Raw genomic sequence first — 16,526 nt, 5'->3', positions numbered from 1 at the left:
TGATAAAGGAGGAAAATCATGCAGAAAATAACCAAGGATATGATTATCGGCGATATTTTAAGAATGGATCCTGAAATGGCAGGCGTACTGGTAGCAGGCGGCATGCACTGTATTGGATGCCCATCCGCACAGATGGAGACCATCGAAGAGGCAGCTCTTGTTCATGGTATCGAGCCGGATCTGCTGGTAGCAAGAGTAAATGCATTTGTTGAAAGCAAACAGGCATAAACAGACAGCAAAAGTGGATTGTGAATATCCATTAAAAAATAAAAAGCGTTTCCACCAGGATTTCCCAGGCGGAGACGCTTTTTCTACACTCTATTTCCGTTTGCAGCGAATCGGTTCAGAAACTCTGACTATCGATTTCATATCGATCAGATCAATGCAAGCTTCTGCAGAGCCTCATCCGCAACGATACATTCCAGATGCTCTTCAAAGAACGCTTCGTTGCCCGGTGTGTATTTCAGGCTGGAAGCATACTCAGAAAGGGTATTGCAGACTTTATTAAACTCTTCTGGTGTGTGTGCAGATTTGCTGAGTGTCAGCAGATACTCACGGCCTTCCGGATTCTTATAGAGCGTGTTGTAACCCTGGTAAGAATTTTGCAGAATGTGTGCTGCACGGATCACAGTGTCCAGATCGCGGAAACGGTAAAGTTTCGTCAAATGAAAGGATTCCGGATTGATCTCCGGTTTTGCAGGAGTCTTTTCTTTCTTTTCAGAAGTTTTTGCTGCTGCATTTTCAGCCATCTTTCTTGCCTCGTGGATCTTATTGAAAAGATTCAGGATATCATCGGCTCCTTCAAGAGGTGCCGGTGCCGGCGGAGTGATGTTGTTGTTCTCTTCGCCATTTGACGGTGAAAATTTTGCAAAACGTGTATCAAGTTCTTCCGGATCTTCCACCTTGGTAACGATCAGAATTACAGAGTCGGAAGAAATCGGGATCGCTTCTATCATCAAAGGAATGTCATTTGCTTCAAAACCAAATTCGTATGCGGCCTGCTGCATCATATCACGAAACAGCAGCTTTGCTTTTTCTGTGCCGTAAGCAAGTTCACTGAGCTTGATCTCACGGTCTGCCAGATCCTGACGTGTAAGCGTGCAGCGAATCTGATTATCGTTGATTTTTTCTATCTTCATATTATCACATCCTATCTATGATATGTTAACCTTTTATTGGAATTACTATGATTATGATATTGATTAAGGTTAAAAGATGCCATAAAACCACTCCTGTGCAAGCACATTGTGTCTTCAGACTTTTGACCCTAGCATCTTATTATCTTATAATTATATCTGCATACTATCAAAAAGTAAAGTAGATTGCCAGTGTAAAATTATAAAAAGAGTGTAAAAACATCTTGCATTTTTCAAACATAAAGTATATAATAATCAATGTGAGGATGAAACAATGCTTTAAGCAACATCAAAAATCAAAATGAATAAGAAAGCGAATTCTGTCGCTTTTTATTATCTTATGCGGGATTCTCCGCAATATTCCAAAAAAATGATTGTACCTCCATAAAGCAATATTGAGCTTAAAAGATGCCATGTAAACTCTTTGGTACTTTGCATTCGTACAATGAATGTTATCTGGTATCCTGAAGTACTGTTGATCGGAACAAAAAAGAACGTACTGCACTTTGCAAAAGAATAGAAAAAGGCTTGAATGTTTCTGATTTACAGATTTCGTATACGGTGTTGTTTTCGTGTCAGCAATGCTGACCGGAATTGCATGTCAGGCAGCAGCCTTATGTGTATTCGATTTAAATTCTCACGATAATGTCAGCAGAATCTTTAAGTTTAACAAGAGGGGGTGGAACTATAGGCAGCAGAAAAAAACGGAAACATCGACTGCAAAAAGAATTAAATGCATATGCCAGAGCAGGCATGAAGCTGTGGTTGAATGGAAAGCCAAGTACACCTTCGGATATCATGCACCAGTGCATGATCCGGGAAGAAGAGGAGTATATGAGAGATTTTGTAAGCGATGATGACGATCACATTATAGGAATCGGATTCGACTATATAAAAAAGAAAGAGGTCTGATGACAAATCCCCATAGTACAGAAGACAACCATACAGGTCGAAGGATTATAAAAAATGTAGACTTAAGTCATCTTTCGTTCATAAATCTATGATACACTGAATCAAAACGATGTATTCCGTTGTAAAAACGATGTTGCAGTATGCGAATACTGAGGCGGATTGTGGGAGTGCACCGCACGGAACAATCCGCAGGCATCATAGTATGGAGGTACAATGAATGAAGAAAAAGAAAAGTCCTGTGAAGGTCGTAGTGCCGCTGATCCTGGCGGTGGCTGCGGCAGGCGTAGGATATAAAGTTGTAAATCGATATATCCCATCCAAAGAAGTGATGGATGGCAATGAATATTTTGGCACTTCCGGAGGGGAGGATGCAGCAGTCGTACTTCCGGACCGTCTGGAACAGGGGAAAGCACTTGTGAAGGATGGCACGGCATATGTAGAATATGCGACTGCAAAAGAAAATCTGAACGATCATCTTTATAAAAGCGATGAAGAACAGCAGGTCATACTGACAACGGCAGTGGATATTATCAAACTTCCGTATGACAGCAATGAATATACAACGCTTACCGGAAATGGCAGCATGCCGTATCAGATCGTTGTTTCGCAGGATGGAAATGTCTATATTGCACTGGATTATCTGGCACAGTATACAGCACTTCAGTATTCGGTGGAGCAGGAACCGCTTCATATTATTATAAACAATCAGTGGGGAACGAAAACCTTTTCGGATGTGATAAAAGAAGAAAGCGTACGTCTGGATGCAGATATTAAAAGTCCGATTCTAAAAAAAGAAGCGACCGGAGATAAAGTGACAGTTCTGGAGCAGGAAGAAGAGTGGACAAAAGTTCTGACTGCGGATGGATATATTGGCTATATGAAGAGCAAAAAGCTTTCTGACAGCTACGAAGAACAGGTCACCAGTGATTTCCGGGCGGCAGAGTACACCAGCATACATAAAGATTATGACATGAATCTTCTCTGGCATCAGGTGACGAGCCAGGATTCAAACGATGCACTTGCAGCGGACATTCAGGATGTAAAAGGGGTCAATGTCATTTCACCGACTTGGTTTTCTATCAGCAGCAACGATGGAGATATTTCTTCTCTTGCAAGCAGTGACTATGTAGATACCGCACATCAGAATGATATGGAAGTCTGGGGACTGATGGACAATTTCAGTACGGATATTGATACCGACACTGTGCTTGGCACTACCACATCCAGAGAGAATCTGGAAGGACAGCTGATTACCGAAGCACTCAACTATCAGCTGGATGGCATTAATATCGATATCGAATCCTTACCGGAAGAAACTTCCGAAAGCTATGTGCAGTTTATGAGAGAACTCTCTGTAAAGTGCAGGAATAATAATCTTGTACTTTCGGTGGATGTCCCGTCGCCATACAGTTTCAATGAACATTACAGCCAGAAAGAGCTTGGCGAAGTCGTAGACTATGTGATCATTATGGGCTATGATGAACACTATGTCGGCTCCGATGCCGGTTCCGTGGCATCCCTTTCCTATGAAAGAGACGGCATTACCGGAACACTGGAAAACGTTCCGAAAGAAAAGATCATCAGCGGTATTCCGTTCTACACGAGATTATGGAAGACCAATGCTTCCGGTGAAGTAAGCAGTGAGGCGATCGGCATGGATAAAGCAGACCAGATCTTGTCCGATTACAAGGTGACTGCCGGATGGAGCAGCGAGACATCACAGGATTATGCAGAGTTCACAGATGAAGATGGCAATTTCTGTCAGATCTGGCTGGAAAACGAAGCATCGATCGAAGAGAAGATGAAACTTGTGCAGGAATATGGTCTGGCCGGAGTGGCAGAGTGGAAGCTTGGATTTGAAAGATCATCCATATGGGATGTAATAGCGAAATATGTGAATTAGATCATGATTCTGCTTCAAAGTCAGGTTTGGCTGCGAGGCGGAAACATTGCAAAAAATAAGAAAAAATACTTGCCTGTCTTGCAAAAATATGATAAAATCAAAAATTGTGAGTGGCTGCAGACAAGCAGCCATTTTGAAACATTGAATTCCTTGCTCACGAAGGTAATAGTGGGCCAGAGACCATAAGGAGGTGCGAAGAGCATGAACAAATACGAATTAACCGTTGTTGTTAACGCAAAAATTGAGGATGACGTAAGAGTAGCAACTGTAGAAAAAGTAAAAGAATACGTTGCACGTTACGGCGGAACAGTTACTAATGTTGACGAATGGGGTAAAAAGAGATTAGCTTACGAAATCCAGAAGATGAAAGAAGGATTCTACTATTTCATTCAGTTCGAAGCTGATGCTACAGCTCCGGCAGAAATCGAAAGACATGTCCGTATCATGGAAAATGTTATCAGATATTTATGCGTAAGACAGGAAGCATAAATAAGGAGATTTAGAATGAATAAAGTTATTTTAATGGGACGTTTGACCAGAGATCCGGATGTTCGTTATTCCGCAGGGGAGAGCGGCACATCAGTTGCAAGATATACATTGGCTGTAGATCGCAGATTCAACAAACGCGATGGCGAAGCAACCGCTGATTTTATCAGCTGTGTAGCGTTCGGACGCAGTGCAGAGTTTGCGGAGAAGTATTTCCATCAGGGACTGAAGGTAGTCGTTACAGGTCGTATCCAGACAGGAAGCTATACCAACAGAGATGGCAACAAGGTTTACACTACAGATGTAGTAGTAGAGGATCAGGAGTTTGCTGAAAGCAAAGCTGCGTCTCAGGCAAATGGAAATAACTATACACCTGCAAGACCGGAACCGAGTGCAGCCAGCGGCGATGGATTTATGAATATCCCGGACGGTATTGACGAAGAATTACCGTTTAACTAGACATTAAAGGAGGTTTACAGCAATGGCTTACAATAAATCTGAAAGACCAGATTCTCCGATGAAGAGAAGAGGCGGACGCAGAAGAAAAAAAGTCTGCGTTTTCTGTGGTAAAGAAAACAACGAAATCGATTACAAGGATGTAAACAAACTGAAGAGATATGTCTCTGAAAGAGGAAAAATCCTTCCGAGAAGAATCACAGGAAACTGTGCAAAACATCAGAGAGCTCTGACAGTAGCTATCAAGAGAGCACGTCACATCGCTCTTATGCCATACGTTCAGGACTAATCAAAATTTGAGAATATAAAGATTATAAAAAGAGCGGCGAACCTTTCTATAGCATGCAAGTGCTGTAGGAAGGTTTTTTTTGCTGGACAAAACAGTAAAAATATAGTAAAATTGAATAATCACAGGAGGGAAAATAAGGAGGAAACTATGAAAAAGAACGAAAAAAGAAAACTGTGGAAACAGGGGCTTGGAACAGCTCTTGTTTGTGGTCTTGCAGTAGCTGTGTTTCCGGCAGCGAAAGCAGACGCAGCAGACTTGCTGAAAGCAGGTCCGATCAACACGACAGCAGAGCATGTAACACAGAACCAGCCGTTTGCAGAGAGAACAGCGGGAAGTCAGTATTTCCGTATCCCGGCATTTATCGTTACGCAGAAGGGAAATCTTCTGGCAGCAGCGGATGCGAGATATTCTACAACCGGTGACGGCGGCGGACTGGATACGATCGCTTCTGTATCAACCGATAATGGTAAGACCTGGAATTATTCATTCCCGCTGTATTTTCCGGACAGCGATGGTTATATCGGCAATACGGCAACTACGATCATCGACCCGGCACTGGTACAGGGAAAAGACGGAGAAATTTATTGTATTGCCGATGTAAACCCAACCGGCGTAACGACAATGGGCGGTTATAAAGCTCCGGGAGAAGGAACCGGTTATGTTAAAGTAAACGGAAAAGATTATCTGGCAGTAACGGATAATTATGACAATGTAAACACACAGCCAAAAGATGACGATGCCACAACTTATGCTTATTATGTAGGGGACTGGGATGAGAACGGATATGCAAAAATTTTAAAACGATCCGATCATTCGGAAACAGGATATGGCGTGGATAAGTGGTACAACCTGTATAAAGTAGAAAATGGAGAGTATAAAGATACCCTGACACAGAAACAGGTTAATTCCAATACGGATATTCAGCAGAATATTTTCTATAAAGGATCTGCATTGCATGTATACAATACCGGATATATGATGTATGCAAAAACATACGATGATGGATTTACCTGGACAGATCCGGAAATCCTGAATCCACAGATCAAACGTCCGACAAAAGAGACAGCACTGCTGGTATCTCCGGGGCAGGGGGTACTGACTTCAGATGGTACGATCGTCATTCCATTCTATGATCATGGCGATGGGGAAGAAAATGCAAGCATTATCTGGTCTGATGATAATGGAAAAACATGGGAAAGATCCAATGACGTACCAGGAGCAGCCGCAGGTGGTTACTGGTCATCCGAAAGTGAAGTCGTAGAGCTTTCAGACGGAACATTGCGTATGTTCTTCAGAAGCGGACAGGGAGTGGTCTGCTATTCAGATGCAGTAAGAAATACATCCGGTGATTATGTATTTACAAAGCCGGTCAAGACAGGCGTTTCTTGTACATCAACCTGTAATGTGACAGCGATCAATTATTCTAAAACGATTGATGGAAAACAGGCAATCCTGGTAGCTGCCCCGGGCGGAAGTGGACGAGCAAACGGTAAAATATTTACATTTCTGGTAGAAGAAGACAAGACGCTGACTTTAAAAAACAGCTATTCAGTAAACAGCGGCACTTATCAGTATTCCTGTATGTCAGAGCTGAAAAACGGAACGGTAGGACTTCTCTGGGAAAATGGCGGAGGAAGCATACGCTATGATAATTATGATATCGCCCAGCTTGCGGCAGATGGTTATATAAATGATTTAGAGCTTGGCGTAGAACTTACTAGAAATGAAACTTATACAAGGTCTTACCAGGTGGCAGAAGAACATAAAACAGGTATTACGACGGAAGCAGATCAAAAGGTTGCAGATGTAAATTATGCAAAAGTAGATGGTGTAGAAAAAGAAGTTGTGCCGATGTATGCACATATAGCAAACAATAATTCTGACCTGAGCAGTTTTGCAGCAAAAAATGATATATCACTGAATCTGACAGATGCAGAGTTTACCTTTACTTCAACCGGAACAGCAAATGTGTATGCAGTATATAATGAAAATAAAAAGGTATATCTCACCAATGAAAGCGGTGCAAATTCATTTTTCAGTGCAGCAGCAAAAAATAATATGCTGGTAACGCCGACAGATGGCAGTGATACTTTCCGTATCTGCAAAGAAAACGGAGAACGATATGTAATTTTCTATTATACAAACATGGACTTCAACGCAAACAGACTCTATAATGCAAGCTTTACAGATGGGACCTATGAGGTGGTTCTGCTTGAGAAAAAGGACAAAGCAGAAGCAGGAGATATTGTTCCGGGATATCAGAGAGTATCAAAAGTTACTTCCGGTAAAAAATATCTGATCGCCAATATCTTTAATAAAGACAATAAAGACCATGTTATTGTTCTCTACCCAACGAATGGAACAGGAAATCAGACAAAACTTCTTGGAGCAGCAGAGAAACGAATAACACCGACGGAAGCAACCGTGACAATCAAAGCAAACGAGATCGGAAGAACCACAACGGTGATTGACGGTGTGACATACAATATCGTATGCGATGAGCCGGCAGCAGTAAACGATAAAGCGATCTTAAGTACCGATGCACAGGTTGCAGAGAGAACTTATCTGGAAAAAGATTATCCGGAAGGAACTTTTGCCAAGTCCGGTATCGCAGAGGCAATCGCAAAAGCAAAAGAAGTTGCACAGAAAGAAAAAGTAACCAAACTGGAAATCAAAGAAGCAGACGATGCTTTAAAGAAAGCACTGGGCAAACTCGATGAAGTAAAAGCCTCCGGCAAAACAGAAGTACAGACAAAGATTGCACAGGCGGCAGAAAAGAAAGAAGCAGATTACACAAAAGAAAGCTGGGCAAATTTTGCAAAAGCAAAGAGTGCTGCAGAGACAGTAAATGCTTCTGAAACAGCAACTGCAAAACAGCTGAAAGATGCTGCAGATGCATTAGACATCGCCATGAAAGCACTGGAAGCAAAGAAACCGGATAATAATAACGACAACAACAACGGTAATAATGGAAATAACAACAGCCAGACCCCGGCAATCGGCAGCGTGATCGCAGATGCATCCGGTATCTTTAACTACAAAGTTACCGGAAATGATACGGTTGAAGTGAAAAACATGACTGCAAAAGGCAAAGCAAAGAGCAGCGTGAAAATCGCAAAAAACATCAAAGCAAACGGTAAAACTTATAAAGTAACCGCTATTGCAGCCAATGCCCTGAAAGGCAATAAAAAAGTAACTTCCGTAAGCATCGGCAGCAACGTAGAAAAGATCGGAAAGAAGGCATTTGCAAATTGCACGAAACTGAAAACCGTTACGGTAAACGGAAACAAACTGAAGACCATCGGACAGAGTGCTTTCTCAGGAGATAAGAACTTAAAGGCCGTAAACCTGAAGAAAGTAAAAACACTGAAAACCGTTGGAAAATCAGCATTTAAGGGCGTTTCAAAGAAGATAACGGTTAGAGTGCCAAAGAACAAAAAAGCAGCTTATGTAAGAATCTTCAAAAAAGGCGGGATCGCAGCCAATAAAATTAAATAATGAAAAAACAATTTATAGTAATAGTGTTAGTGGTTCTTGTAAGTTTAGTTGTTGATTATGGAATAAGGGGATATTATTATCCTCAAAAAGATGATTTTGAATCAAGTGGTACTGGATGGATCCTTGAAAAAGGAGCACCGGAAGCTTTTCTGTAAAAGTCAAATAAGCAACAGACAGAAAGCAGAAAACCGTAAGCGAGAGGAAACATAAAAATGTGCAGGCAGAGGAAAACTCAAAGCCTGCACATTTTTTGAAATTTAACCAAATCAAGGAAGTAGCAAAGCGGATTGCGAATATCCGCTTGATTTGATAAAAATAATTGGTTTCAGAATTCAGGTTAAAAATTGAAGACTAATTAAAACTGCGTGGATCCGGATATTTATCAGGAGAAGTACTATATCCATTCTGATATTTAACGGTCATGTAAATTGTTTCATCGCCGTTTTCGATTTTTACATAGCAGACATTGTCCTTGTCGAATTTGTCGGTGATCTCTATTTTCTGATTTTTATAATAAATCCATACACTGCCATCATTGAGATATTCTACGTCCGGTGCGTTCAGTTCCTCCATAATTTCGTCTTCGGTCAGAGGACGTTCGTTTCCGTCTGCATCGAAGGCAACACCGCCTCCGCCCTGAGTGACGGTGTTTCCGTCGGTATCTTTGTATTCAAGAGAATAAGAACCGTTGTCGGTATTTAAATCAAAAGTGGCACTTGTCTGGTCACCGTGCATCCAAAGCTGGATAGTTCGCTGGATTCCGCCGACATTTGCTGCGTAAGCCGTTCCTGTTCCGCCAACGATCACGCAGACTGCGATTGCAGCCGCCGCAAGTTTCATTTTCTGCTGTTTTTTTAATTTTGCCATATATTTGACCTCCCCTTCAGAGATATCGGAGGTATGCAAAACCGAAAAGGCCTGTTTGTATTTTTCTTTATTCGTCATTTTCCCATTCCTCCTTCAGTGCTGTTTTCAGAAGAGAGCGTCCGCGTGACAGGCGTGTTTTTACGTTGCTTTCCGAGAGCTTTAAAATATCGGCGATTTCCCTGACGGAATAATCTTCATAATAAAATAAATGAATAACGATGCGATATTTTTCGGGAAGTTTCAGAACTTCCTCGAATAAATTCTCAGATTCCGGATTTTCAAAAGTTAACGTTTCTATATAATCCTCCAGCGAACGTCTGTTACGCCGCCAGAAAGCAAGCGTTGTATTTTTCGCTTTATTGATCACGATACGGATCAGCCACGCACGGATATGCTGCTCATCTTCAAAATCTTTGCTTGTCGTGTAATACTGGATCAATGTATCCTGAACAACATCTTCTGCATCTGCCTGATTTTTACAGATGTTAAAGGCGATGGCGTAGAGATTGTTCTGATAGCGTTCGATCAGTTCCTGTACAGGTTGTCTCATGAGTACTCCTAAAATATAAAATTTGATGTAACTGTTCAGAGCCAACCTCCAAAATGCTACGCATTTCGTCGGTGTGGCGTATCCGCCAAATAAAATTTCAAAAACAGTTTTAAAAATGCAAGCATTTTATACCTGTTTTTTGAAATTTTGCTTGGCTCTGAACAGTTACAATTTGATAACAATTCATTGCAGATTGAAGTATTTGCTGCCTGAATCGTAAAAATTGCAAGTCCTTGATCAAGGTGCTTTCAATTATAATACAAATCAGCAGGGAAAAAGGTTACAAAAAAGTATTTTCGTTTTTCAGAGAAAACGATATAATAGAAACAGTATCTTTTTCATGTGTGAATGAAGGGGATAAATCTGTAAAAGAAAAGAGCCGGTGTACACGTTATGCCGGGTGTTACGATCGGAAACAATGTTGTGATCGGCGGCGGAAGTGTTGTCGTGAAAGATATTCCGGATAATGTGGTAGCAGTTGGAAATCCGGCGAAGGTGATCAAGACACTGGATGCAGAGAAGTTCAGAAAAGAACCTTCTGATTTACAGAAATAAGAATTTTTGATAAGATTAAGTCAGCAGAGAAAAGGGGATTTTCGGGGGAATTGATATGGGAATGTTTTTAAACAGTATTGAGCCATATGATAAATACAAAACAATTACGAAAGGTCTTTATTTTGTAGACAAAACAGAGCTGCTGGAAGAATTAATACCGGCTCTGGAACAGGAACAGAGATTTTTCTGTATCACAAGACCAAGGCGTTTTGGAAAAACGGTTATGGCGAATATGATAGCATCTTTTTTTGAAAAATCGGAGGGCGGTTCTGATATTTTTGACAGACTTAAAATTTCAGAATATCCAAAATATAAAGAGCATTTAAATAAACATGATGTGGTATATATTGATTTCAGTGAAATGCCGAAAGAATGTGATAGCTATAAAAAATATATTTCTCGCATTGAAGAGGGAATATATTATGATTTAAGAGAAAAATATTCGGATTTGTATTTAAAGCAGGAAGATGCTATATGGGATATTTTTTCGAAAATATTCAATGAAACAAAAAAGAAATTTATTTTTGTTATGGATGAATGGGATGCGGTATTTCACATGTCATTTATGACAGAAAAGAACAGAGAAGACTATCTGCTTTTTTTGAAATTATTATTAAAAGGACAGAGTTATGTTGAGCTTGCCTATATGACAGGGGTGTTGCCGATTGCAAAATATTCCGACGGATCGGAATTGAATATGTTTCTGGAATATAATATGGCAACACGTATTCGTTTCAGTGAGTATTTTGGATTTTCAGATGAAGAAGTAGATAAGTTGTATGAAAAATATCTTCAGAATACAAAAAAGCCTCAAATTGACCGAGAGGGCTTGAGGGAATGGTATGACGGTTATCACACAGCATCCGGTCAGAGATTGTATAATCCGCGTTCGGTTGTATGTGCATTGTCCGATAATCAGCTGTCAAATTACTGGGTCAGCTCAGGAAAATATGATTCCGTGTTCAGCTATGTTAAAAACAATATAGATGACGTACAGGAAGATCTGGTTCTCATGTTTGCAGGAGAAAAAATACCATCGGGTATTGAGGAATATGCAGCAACGGCACAGCAGCTCGATACAAAGGAAGAAATATATTCGGCGATGGTTGTTTATGGGTTATTGACGTATGATAATGGCTGCGTGTTTATTCCAAATAAAGAGTTACAGGGAAGCTATGCATCTATGATGAAAAAGGAAAAATCCCTGGGATATATATACAGACTTGCAAATATTTCTAATAAAATGTTACAGGCGACTTTAAATAAAGATACAGATACTATGGCTGAAATTTTGCAATATGCACATAATACGGAAACGCCAATCTTATCTTATAATAATGAGGTGGAATTATCGGCGATTGTAAATCTGGTTTATCTTTCTGCAAGAGATTTTTATAGGATAGAAAGAGAAGATAAAGCTGGAAAAGGATTTGAGGACTTTATTTTTTATCCTGTCAGATATGAAGATAAGGGCATCATATTGGAATTAAAAGTGGATCAGACACCAGAAGAAGCTATCAAACAGATTAAAGAAAAAGATTATATATTACGTTTCAAAGGAAAACTGGGAGAACACAGACAATACCCGCAAAATATTCTGGCAGTGGGGATTTCATATGATAAAATAACAAAAAAACATACCTGTAAAATAGAAGAATTATTAATAAATAGCTAAGTAAAAAAGGAAGAAAAAGTGAGGTATGAATCAGATTTATCGATATTATGGTAGTAACGGGAATTGATATAGATAATTGTTTTTTATGGTTGTGCCTTGAGTTAAAATAACATAAAACAGTTGATTATTTTAAAATTTATGCTATAATTTGGAAATGTAAATAACAGTCAGATATAAATGATAGGTTATAGGGTAATTATCGGACTGTTAGGAACGAATATTTGAAATAGAATAAGAAGCAGCTGGTGCCGCCGCAAGGCGGAGAATAGGGAAACAGGTGAAAGACCCGTGCGATCTCGTCACTGTAAACAGGAGTGCATTGCTTATTATGCCACTGAGATATCGGGAAGGCGGCAATGTGCGTTAAAACTGTAAGCCAGGAGACCTGCCAGACTGTGGTGCGGGGAATAGATATTCCAGGTCACGAGGATTGATTGTACCGAATTGAAATAGAAACAGCGAAGCCGAAGAAGTTCTGGTTTGGCTGTTGTTATCCAGTATACAGTCCAACGACGTGTGTTCGTTGGATTTTCTTTTTCTCCCAAATCTTATTTGTTTCAAATAAAAGTATTATTTTGGGAGGAAAGGCAAATGAAGAAAAAACTGGTAACGATTTTATGTGTAACAACAATTACAGCATCTATGCTGGCAGGATGCGGAAGCAAAACAGCAGAGACAACTGCTCCGACAGAGACAACTGCAGTAACCGAGACAGCAGCAGCTACCGAAGCGGCAACAACCGAGGCAGCTTCTGAAACAGCAGCAGCTACGGAAGCAGAAGATGATCAGGCAGCAGCAGATAAAGTAGCAGCTTTGATCGATGCAATTTATGTTCAGGAAAGAAATGAGAACACAGACGAGCAGTGTAAAGAAGCAAAAGAAGCATGGGATGCTCTGACAGATGCTCAGAAAGAACTGGTTGAAGGCGAAGAAGCTGATCCGGATTATTTCGGAAGAGATACCGGTGATGCATCCAAAGATGATCCGCGCAATGGTGATGAGATCGGTGAAAACGAACTCCTGGTTGTAAGCTTTGGTACTTCTTTCAATGACAGCCGTGTTGCTGATATCAAAGGTATTGAAGATGCACTGCAGGCTGCAAATCCGGACTGGTCTGTAAGAAGAGCATTCACAGCACAGATCATTATCAATCACATCCAGGCTCGTGATGATGAGCACATCGACAACATGGATCAGGCTCTGGAACGTGCCGTAAATAATGGCGTTAAAAATCTGGTTATTCAGCCTACACATCTGATGCATGGTGCAGAGTATGACGAACTGATGGATGCCGTAGATGCATATAAAGATAAATTTGAATCTGTAAAAGTAGCAGAACCGCTGCTGGGTGAGGTCGGAGATGATGCAGATACTGTAAACGATGATAAAAAAGCAGTAGCAGAAGCAATCACTTCTGAAGCAGTAGCAACAGCAAATTATGATTCCCTGGATGCAGCAAAAGAAGATGGCGTTGCATTTGTATTTATGGGACATGGAACTTCTCATACAGCAAAAGTTTCTTACAGCCAGATGCAGGCTCAGATGAAAGAGCTTGGTTATGAAAATGTATTTATCGGAACCGTTGAAGGCGAACCGGAAGAGACAGCATGCGAAGAAGTGATCAAAGCTGTATCTGCAGCAGGATACAAAAAAGTAATCCTTCGTCCGCTGATGGTTGTTGCTGGAGATCATGCAAACAACGATATGGCAGGCGATGATGACGATTCTTGGAAGAGCCAGTTTGAGGCATCCGGAAAATTTGACAGCATTGATACACAGATCGCAGGTCTGGGTGAGATCAAAGCAATCCAGGATCTCTACGTTGCTCATACAGCAGATGCTATAAACGAGTAATAAGTAATACATGAGGTGTACCTCGCAGCAGGAATGTCAGAGGTATTCTTGAAAAAAGAAGCAAAATAGAAGGACAGGAACAAAAATGAAGAAAAGAATCATTACATTAGCAGGATTAATGGCACTTAGCTGTGCACTGGCAGTTGGCTGCGGAAACAGCACAAGCCAGACAGAAACACAGAGTGCTGCACAGACAGAGGCAGCTTCTGAAACACAGGTACAGACCGAAGAAACACAGGAGGCAGAGAGTGTAGCAGAAACGACCGCAGACACAGAGGCAACAGAAGCCGCTGCAACACTGGAAGATGGAACGTACACTGCTGATTTTAATACAGACAGCAGTATGTTCCAGGTCAATGAAATGTATGATGGAAAAGGAACTCTGACCGTAAAAGACGGAAAGATGACCATTCATATCACGCTGCGTTCTACAAACATTGTAAATCTGTATCCGGGACTTGCAGAAGATGCACAGAAAGATGGAGCAGAACTGCTGCAGCCAGTTGTGGAAACCGTAGATTATAATGACGGTGAACCGGCAGAAGAAGTGAATGCATTTGATGTTCCTGTTCCGGCTATCGACGAGGAATTTGATCTGGCACTGATCGGAACAAAAGGAAAATGGTATGACCATAAAGTCAGCGTTTCCAATCCGGTAAAAGCAGAAGAATAAAAAATATCAGATTTTGCGAAAAGCTGCTGCGATATGTATCTACATATTTTGCAGCAGCTTTTTATCTTGAAAAGGAGAAATCATGACAGCAGAGGAACTAAATTTAAAAGACGGTGAATACACCGCAGAAGTTACGATGGAAGGCGGAAGCGGAAGAGCAACGATCGATTCTCCGACTGACATTTCGGTAAAAGATGGAAAAGTAACAGCTGAGATTAAATGGAGCAGTTCACATTATGACTATATGCTGGTTGACGGTGAAAAATTTCTTCCGGTCAATACGGAAGGAAATTCTGTTTTTGAGGTTCCGGTTGCAGAATTTGATAAACCGATGACGGTAATGGCAGATACGACTGCGATGAGTGTACCGCATGAAATCGAATATACGCTGACCTTTGCATCAGACACCGTGACAGCGTCCGGCTCCGGATCAGGTATGAGTGGATCGGTAAATATCGCATTATGGATTGCAGTTGCAGTGGCTGTGTTCATACCGGCTGTTACCAGGATGAGACGAAAGGAAAAGAAATGAAGAAAATAATGGGGGTACTCGGTGTTGTATTCTGCCTGATGCTGGCAGGCTGTGCATCGCAAAAACAGGATACGATTGAAAAGCGAAATACTGATATCAGCAAGGATCTGACATACGACCACAGCATGGAACTGGAGTACGCAAAGATGTTTGCGGTGGATTATTATCAGAATGATTATGCACTTGTCACGATCGCAGATGACGGGAAATATCTGATCGTACCGGAAGGAGAATCTGTGCCGGAAGATATGGATAAGGATATCACGGTGCTGCAGCAGCCGATCCAGAATATTTATCTGGCGGCTTCGGCGGCGATGGATATGTTTGTGGCGACAGATGCACTGGATGCGGTTCGATTCAGCTCGCTGAAAGCAGATGGCTGGTACATAGAAGAGGCGAAAAAAGCCATGGAAGATGGGGATATTATTTATGCCGGGAAATATTCAGCCCCGGACTATGAGATGATATTGAATGAAAACTGTGGGCTTGCCATCGAGAATACCATGATTCTGCATACACCGGAAGTAAAAGAGCAGATGGAAAAATTTAATATTCCGGTTCTGGTCGATCATTCCAGCTATGAGACAAATCCGCTCGGACGTACGGAATGGGTCAAACTTTACGGGCTGCTGACCGGGCATGAAGATCAGGCAGAGCAGGCGTTTGATGCAGAAGCGAAAGCGTTTGAACAGGTGAGTGATCAGGATGCAACCGGAAAAACGGTGGCATTTTTCTATATCACGACAAATGGGGAAGCAAATGTGCGAAAAAGTGCGGATTATCTGCCGAAAATGATTGAACTTGCCGGCGGAAGCTATATTTTTGATGATCTAGGTGACGAGGAGGAAGCGACATCTACAGTTTCCCTTCAGATGGAAGAATTTTATGCCGGAGCAAAAGATGCAGACTATATTATTTATAATAGTACAATAGAGGGAGAATTGTCTTCTATGCAGGATCTTCTGGCAAAAAGCCCGCTGCTTGAGAAATTCAAAGCGGTGAAAGAAGGACATGTATACTGCACGACCAAGAATCTCTATCAGTCAACAATGGAACTTGGGACAATCACATCCGATATTCGAAAAATGCTGACCGGAGACGATGCAGACCTGACTTATCTGTATAAGGTGGAGTGATACG

Annotated in this window: 15 protein-coding genes, 1 pseudogene and 1 riboswitch; of the genes and pseudogenes, 13 read left to right on the top strand and 3 right to left on the bottom strand. The window is 41.2% G+C overall.

Going from position 1 to position 16,526, the window contains the following annotated elements; all coding sequences use genetic code 11:
• Positions 1 to 18 precede the first annotated feature (18 nt).
• On the top strand, positions 19 to 228 hold the full coding sequence (locus tag ACLTL4_RS00565) for a DUF1858 domain-containing protein (RefSeq protein WP_022118282.1): 210 nt from the start codon (positions 19 to 21) through the stop codon (positions 226 to 228).
• Positions 229 to 374: 146 nt separating this feature from the next.
• Here ACLTL4_RS00565 and ACLTL4_RS00560 read toward each other — a convergent pair whose 3' ends face one another.
• Complete coding sequence (locus ACLTL4_RS00560) at positions 375 to 1,139, bottom strand: adaptor protein MecA (RefSeq protein WP_022118283.1); 765 nt, start codon at positions 1,137 to 1,139, stop codon at positions 375 to 377.
• Positions 1,140 to 1,889: 750 nt separating this feature from the next.
• Between ACLTL4_RS00560 and ACLTL4_RS00555 the strand changes: the two genes are divergently transcribed.
• The 6 genes from ACLTL4_RS00555 (at position 1,890) to ACLTL4_RS00530 (ending at position 8,680) form a co-directional block, all read left to right on the top strand.
• A complete protein-coding gene (locus tag ACLTL4_RS00555) occupies positions 1,890 to 2,048 on the top strand; it encodes a hypothetical protein (protein WP_022117920.1) in 159 nt (52 codons plus the stop codon).
• 217 nt (positions 2,049 to 2,265) lie between these two features.
• On the top strand, positions 2,266 to 3,951 hold the full coding sequence (locus tag ACLTL4_RS00550) for a glycosyl hydrolase family 18 protein (RefSeq protein ID WP_022119133.1): 1,686 nt from the start codon (positions 2,266 to 2,268) through the stop codon (positions 3,949 to 3,951).
• A 201-nt stretch (positions 3,952 to 4,152) separates the two neighbouring features.
• The gene (gene rpsF / locus ACLTL4_RS00545; RefSeq protein WP_022119134.1) at positions 4,153 to 4,440 is read left to right on the top strand and encodes a 30S ribosomal protein S6; all 288 of its coding nucleotides are present in this window, start codon (positions 4,153 to 4,155) and stop codon (positions 4,438 to 4,440) included.
• A gap of 15 nt (positions 4,441 to 4,455) precedes the next feature.
• Positions 4,456 to 4,896, top strand: coding sequence for a single-stranded DNA-binding protein (locus tag ACLTL4_RS00540; protein WP_022119135.1), 441 nt, complete (start codon positions 4,456 to 4,458; stop codon positions 4,894 to 4,896).
• 22 nt (positions 4,897 to 4,918) lie between these two features.
• Positions 4,919 to 5,182 carry a 30S ribosomal protein S18 gene (gene rpsR, locus ACLTL4_RS00535; protein ID WP_022119136.1) on the top strand — a complete coding sequence of 88 codons (264 nt, stop codon included), beginning with the start codon at positions 4,919 to 4,921 and terminating at the stop codon, positions 5,180 to 5,182.
• 147 nt (positions 5,183 to 5,329) lie between these two features.
• Entirely contained in the window at positions 5,330 to 8,680 is a 3,351-nt protein-coding gene (locus ACLTL4_RS00530) for a leucine-rich repeat protein (RefSeq protein WP_412320144.1), read from the top strand.
• 351 nt (positions 8,681 to 9,031) lie between these two features.
• Here the strand turns inward: ACLTL4_RS00530 and ACLTL4_RS00525 are convergent, their stop codons facing one another.
• Positions 9,032 to 9,547, bottom strand: coding sequence for a hypothetical protein (locus ACLTL4_RS00525; RefSeq protein ID WP_412320143.1), 516 nt, complete (start codon positions 9,545 to 9,547; stop codon positions 9,032 to 9,034).
• A 67-nt stretch (positions 9,548 to 9,614) separates the two neighbouring features.
• The gene (locus ACLTL4_RS00520; RefSeq protein WP_022118110.1) at positions 9,615 to 10,097 is read right to left on the bottom strand and encodes an RNA polymerase sigma factor; all 483 of its coding nucleotides are present in this window, start codon (positions 10,095 to 10,097) and stop codon (positions 9,615 to 9,617) included.
• Between the two features lie 378 nt (positions 10,098 to 10,475).
• Here ACLTL4_RS00520 and ACLTL4_RS00515 point away from each other — a divergent pair.
• The 6 genes and pseudogenes from ACLTL4_RS00515 to ACLTL4_RS00490 all read left to right on the top strand — a co-directional run.
• Positions 10,476 to 10,652, top strand: a pseudogene (locus tag ACLTL4_RS00515) (sugar O-acetyltransferase); the annotation flags it as partial.
• 55 nt (positions 10,653 to 10,707) lie between these two features.
• Entirely contained in the window at positions 10,708 to 12,327 is a 1,620-nt protein-coding gene (locus tag ACLTL4_RS00510) for an AAA family ATPase (RefSeq protein WP_412320141.1), read from the top strand.
• 226 nt (positions 12,328 to 12,553) lie between these two features.
• Positions 12,554 to 12,735, top strand: a riboswitch (cobalamin riboswitch).
• Between the two features lie 183 nt (positions 12,736 to 12,918).
• Positions 12,919 to 14,181: a sirohydrochlorin cobaltochelatase gene (locus tag ACLTL4_RS00505; RefSeq protein ID WP_022118113.1), complete on the top strand. Its 1,263-nt coding sequence runs from the start codon at positions 12,919 to 12,921 to the stop codon at positions 14,179 to 14,181.
• Between the two features lie 85 nt (positions 14,182 to 14,266).
• A complete protein-coding gene (locus ACLTL4_RS00500) occupies positions 14,267 to 14,854 on the top strand; it encodes a hypothetical protein (protein WP_215658743.1) in 588 nt (195 codons plus the stop codon).
• An 82-nt stretch (positions 14,855 to 14,936) separates the two neighbouring features.
• On the top strand, positions 14,937 to 15,386 hold the full coding sequence (locus tag ACLTL4_RS00495) for a hypothetical protein (protein ID WP_215658742.1): 450 nt from the start codon (positions 14,937 to 14,939) through the stop codon (positions 15,384 to 15,386).
• On the top strand, positions 15,383 to 16,522 hold the full coding sequence (locus tag ACLTL4_RS00490) for an ABC transporter substrate-binding protein (RefSeq protein WP_173897767.1): 1,140 nt from the start codon (positions 15,383 to 15,385) through the stop codon (positions 16,520 to 16,522). The genes ACLTL4_RS00495 and ACLTL4_RS00490 overlap by 4 nt, the downstream gene beginning before the upstream one ends.
• Positions 16,523 to 16,526 lie beyond the last annotated feature (4 nt).

This window comes from Hominisplanchenecus sp., assembly GCF_046967715.1.
Taxonomy (GTDB): Bacteria; Bacillota; Clostridia; order Lachnospirales; family Lachnospiraceae; genus Hominisplanchenecus; species Hominisplanchenecus faecis.
Note: the sequence above shows the minus strand (reverse complement) of the source record. Positions and strands in the feature narration are given on the sequence as shown.